The organism is Helicobacter sp. L8, assembly GCF_003660355.1.
GTDB classification, from domain to species: Bacteria; Campylobacterota; Campylobacteria; order Campylobacterales; family Helicobacteraceae; genus Helicobacter; species Helicobacter labacensis.
Window position 1 is genome coordinate 1 of sequence record NZ_QXQR01000039.1, and the last position, 3,542, is coordinate 3,542.

The window sequence follows — 3,542 nt, forward strand, 5'->3', positions numbered from 1 at the left end:
TGTTCTGCGCTAAACCCATCTTGCTCTAACTTGTCAAAATCCAAACTTGCCATGCGCGCATACTAGACAAAAGCCCTACAAAAAACAAGGGTTAAAGAAGTATAATGCCTTGTTGGCACGCGTGGTTACCCTTATGGCGATTTGGAGTACTTGCAAAAGGGGTTGGGGGGTGTGGGTTGCCCCCTGTTAGGAGGTAACCGCGATGCAAAAATTGCTAATAGTATTAGCGTTTGTAGTCGTTTTCGCCGAACGACTGCTATAGCGCAAAAACCCCGCCAAAAGGCGGGGGCGTAACGCTTTACTATTGTGCCACATTCTAACTTAAAACCACAAAAAACGCCGCTAAATCCTCCATGTCCGCTTAGGGGTGTATCTACTCTTTAGAGTGGGGGGGCTAACTCTAGGGGGGGCTATGACATCGCTATGGGTTAGACAACTTGCCAAAGCGTCTATGCAGTCATCCTGCTTATAAGGGCGATCGGGATTAAAGCTGAAGAGTTCTTTTTTGATTTGGTCTTGATTGGTACACGCGTGGGAAAAGACTAAAAACCCCGTATTGTAATAGGGTCTTAGGGCTTTGATTTTATCCACCTTAGAAACTTTGCGGCTAGGGGTGTAGCAATAGACATCATCGCTCAAAGTGGCTTGGTTATTTTCCTTAGCGCGCTGGTTGTAGCGCACTAACTCCACTAATAAAAGCCGATGCAAGACTAATCCCCCTCCCTCACTCTCAATATAGGTTTTTGCGCGTGGGTAGCGCGCCTTAGCCTGCAAAATATGCGCGATACTGCTCTCTTCATCCCAAATCCCATATAAACAATCGAGCACGCAATAGCGTGTACTCTGCTTGTAATTTTCCACCCCTACGACAACAATGGCGCGGTTATCCGCGCTCTGCTTCAAAGATAGGGCGTTATCTACAAAGATGAAGGTATTGTAATCTCCTAATTCGTGCAAGAATACATTCTTGTAGAATTGCGGATCAAAATACCCCCCGCTAGTGGCTAGGGGTTCTTGCAAATACTGCGCGCTGAACTCGTCATTACCCATTTGCAAACGCATTTCTTCTAATTGCGCGGCGTTGTGGCGGGCTTCAAAAAGGGGGGTTTGTGGGGCTCTAGTGTAGCTAAAATCTTTGATAGTGTAGTGTTCTTCTTGTTCGTTGAGGGCTTTGAGTTTGACTACTTTCCAACTTTCAATCTGGGCGGGCTCAAATTCTCTTGGGTTGAGCAAAAACCCACATAAGTCGTTCTGGCTCAATCTTTGCATCAAAATAGTGATATTGCTTTGGTTGTCTTGCAAACGGCTCAAAACGCTTTCTTTGAAGTTAGCATGCACCGCTTTTAGCGCGCTCTTGCTAGACATCTCACTTACCTTAATCGGATCGTCTATGAGGATTTGGTGGGCGTGGAATCCGGTTAACGCGCTCTTTAGCGTGGTTACAAAGAGTCCCCCTCCCTCTCTTAAAACAAATTCTTGGGCGTTGTCTTGCAAAAACTCTAAGGGCTCGCTAAAGATTTGGGCATAGTATTTGGATTTCATTAGATCGCGCACTTGGTTGGCAATTTTGCGACACAAGTCATCGCTGTAGCTAATATAAAAAAACTTGCGACTGCGATCCAATCCTAACGCCCATGCAATAAAGCACCTTGCGATGATCTCGGTTTTGCCATAGCTGGGGGGGATGTTGATCATTAAGCGCGTGATCAAGTCCTCTTGCGCGCTAGGTAGAGTGCACTCTAGCACCTTGCATAAATAAGCGATATGCCAACTATCTAAGAAAGGAGCTAGATTGTAGCGCGCCCATTTGAGTTTCACAAAGGTGTAAAAATCCTTCTTAGCTAGAGCTCTTAGAGCTAATTCTCTTTGGGCGGGGTTCATGGGCGTGTTAGGGGGCGTGAATAGTTGGGGTTTACTAGGGGGGGCTTGTTGGGGGCTTTGGCTTTGGCTAAGGGGACTTGGGCGTTAATGCCTGCTTGGATGTCTTGGGGGTTGCTAGAGGTGCGCAAAAGCGCGCCTTTTTCGTAAGCCTGGATGTTTTGCCCACGGGTTTGCGCCCCTAAAAGCCCGGCTTGGGCTTTAGAAGTGCGGGTCTGGTTGGCTAGCTCCTGCTTTTTAAACTGGTTAGAGATAGCTTGTTGCTTCAACCCCTCCTCAAACTGCCTATTTCTAAAGGCGTTGTTTTTTTGGGTCTGTAAGGCTTGTTGTTCTAGCTGGTTTTCTTGCAGGGTGGCTAATCTATTAGCGCGCGCGTCCTCTATCGCGTCGCGTTTTTGCTTGTAATCTTGTAATTCTTTTTGGGCGGCTAGGCTTAAAAGCTTATTGCTGCTCTTGTCTAGGCGATCGTGAATTTGGGCAAAGGTGTTAGCTAGGTGCTGGTGGCTAGCGCGCATCTGGGCTAGCGCATCGCTCATAGCCGCTAATCCCCCTCGCCCTGCGCTAATATCTGGGGCTTGCATCTATTACCTCCCTATTTGATTTTTTGCGCATAACAGATCACACACACACCGCCATTGCCTATAGTGATATTGTAATTTTGGTTGGCATTCAAGTTAAACCATCCGGCCTTACACGCCCCCATGCTCCCTAAACCTGTACCCCCCCCTCTACCCCCCGCAACACTGATTAGATTGTGAAAAGAACTTGCCGGTCCACTGGCGTTACTTCTATCTGGTCCCATCCCTCCCTGTAAAAAGATATAGTAATACTGCGCGCTAGGGCATAGCCATGTCGTGTTCTTGTCAAACACTTCGCTTCTGAAATTGCCCCCTAATCTAGTTTGCTCATTGCGCACTTGGTTCACAAGAGTTATCAACTTGCCCATCTCGCCTAAAAGCTTGGGTTCAATGGCTAGGCTGGAGAGCTCAGAAAGTAGAGTGCGCTTCAACTCGGCGATCTGGTGGGCGTGCAAAGTGTTATACTCGCCTGTTTTGGTGGTGGCGTTGGTGTTGAACTCTTGGGTCTTGGCTAGCGCGTTCGCATTATAGCTTTGGGTTTTGGTGGCGTGGTTAGTGTCATAGGTTTGCGTTTTAGCCATGGCGTTAGAATCAAAGTCGGCGATCTTAGTGGTGGTGTTGGCGTTATAGGCATCTAGCTTTTCTTGGTGCAAGTTGAGTAAGGACTCCATCTTCACGCGCGCGGTGTCGTTATGGTCTTTGAGTTTCTGCGCGGCGTTGGCGTTGTATTCGTCTAGCTTGGTGCTGGCATTCGCATCATAAGAACTGATCTTGCCCTGTGTGTTAGCGTCATACTCGCCTAGCTTTGTGGTGTGGTTAGCGTTGTAGGTGTCTAGCTTGGTGGTGTGGTTAGCGTTGTAGGTGTCTAGCTTGGTGGTGTGGTTAGCGTTGTAGGTGTCTAGCTTGGCTTGTGCGTTGTCGTTATACTCCTTAGTCCTCAAAGTGGCGTTATCATCATAGAGTCCCTTAGAGTCGCTCAAGTCCTTTGTGAATCACCCACCCGCTAAAGACGGGTGGGCTTCTTGTTTCAACGATCCATAACTAGCTGTATCTAGTATGTAGCCATACTTGGTTACAGCCCCATTA

General features: G+C 47.8%; 3 protein-coding genes. All 3 read right to left on the minus strand.

The window, feature by feature from the left end; genetic code table 11:
• Window positions 1-342: 342 nt before the first annotated feature.
• Genes EAO37_RS08875 through EAO37_RS08885 form a run of 3 tightly spaced genes read right to left on the minus strand, consistent with a single transcriptional unit; the run spans window position 343 to window position 3,436 of the window.
• A complete protein-coding gene (locus tag EAO37_RS08875) occupies window positions 343-1,881 on the minus strand; it encodes a terminase family protein (RefSeq protein ID WP_120953375.1) in 1,539 nt (512 codons plus the stop codon).
• Entirely contained in the window at window positions 1,878-2,459 is a 582-nt protein-coding gene (locus EAO37_RS08880; RefSeq protein ID WP_120953378.1) for a hypothetical protein, read from the minus strand. Before EAO37_RS08880 ends, EAO37_RS08875 begins: the two co-directional genes overlap by 4 nt.
• A gap of 11 nt (window positions 2,460-2,470) precedes the next feature.
• Window positions 2,471-3,436 (minus strand): hypothetical protein, encoded by a 966-nt coding sequence (locus tag EAO37_RS08885; RefSeq protein WP_120953381.1) that lies wholly within the window; start codon window positions 3,434-3,436, stop codon window positions 2,471-2,473.
• Window positions 3,437-3,542 lie beyond the last annotated feature (106 nt).

Bases quoted from the DNA above. Each gene is read 5' to 3' on its own strand.
- EAO37_RS08875 (WP_120953375.1), bottom strand. From the start codon at position 1,881: ATGAACCCCGCCCAAAGAGAATTAGCTCTAAGAGCTCTAGCTAAGAAG.
- EAO37_RS08880 (WP_120953378.1), bottom strand. From the start codon at position 2,459: ATGCAAGCCCCAGATATTAGCGCAGGGCGAGGGGGATTAGCGGCTATG.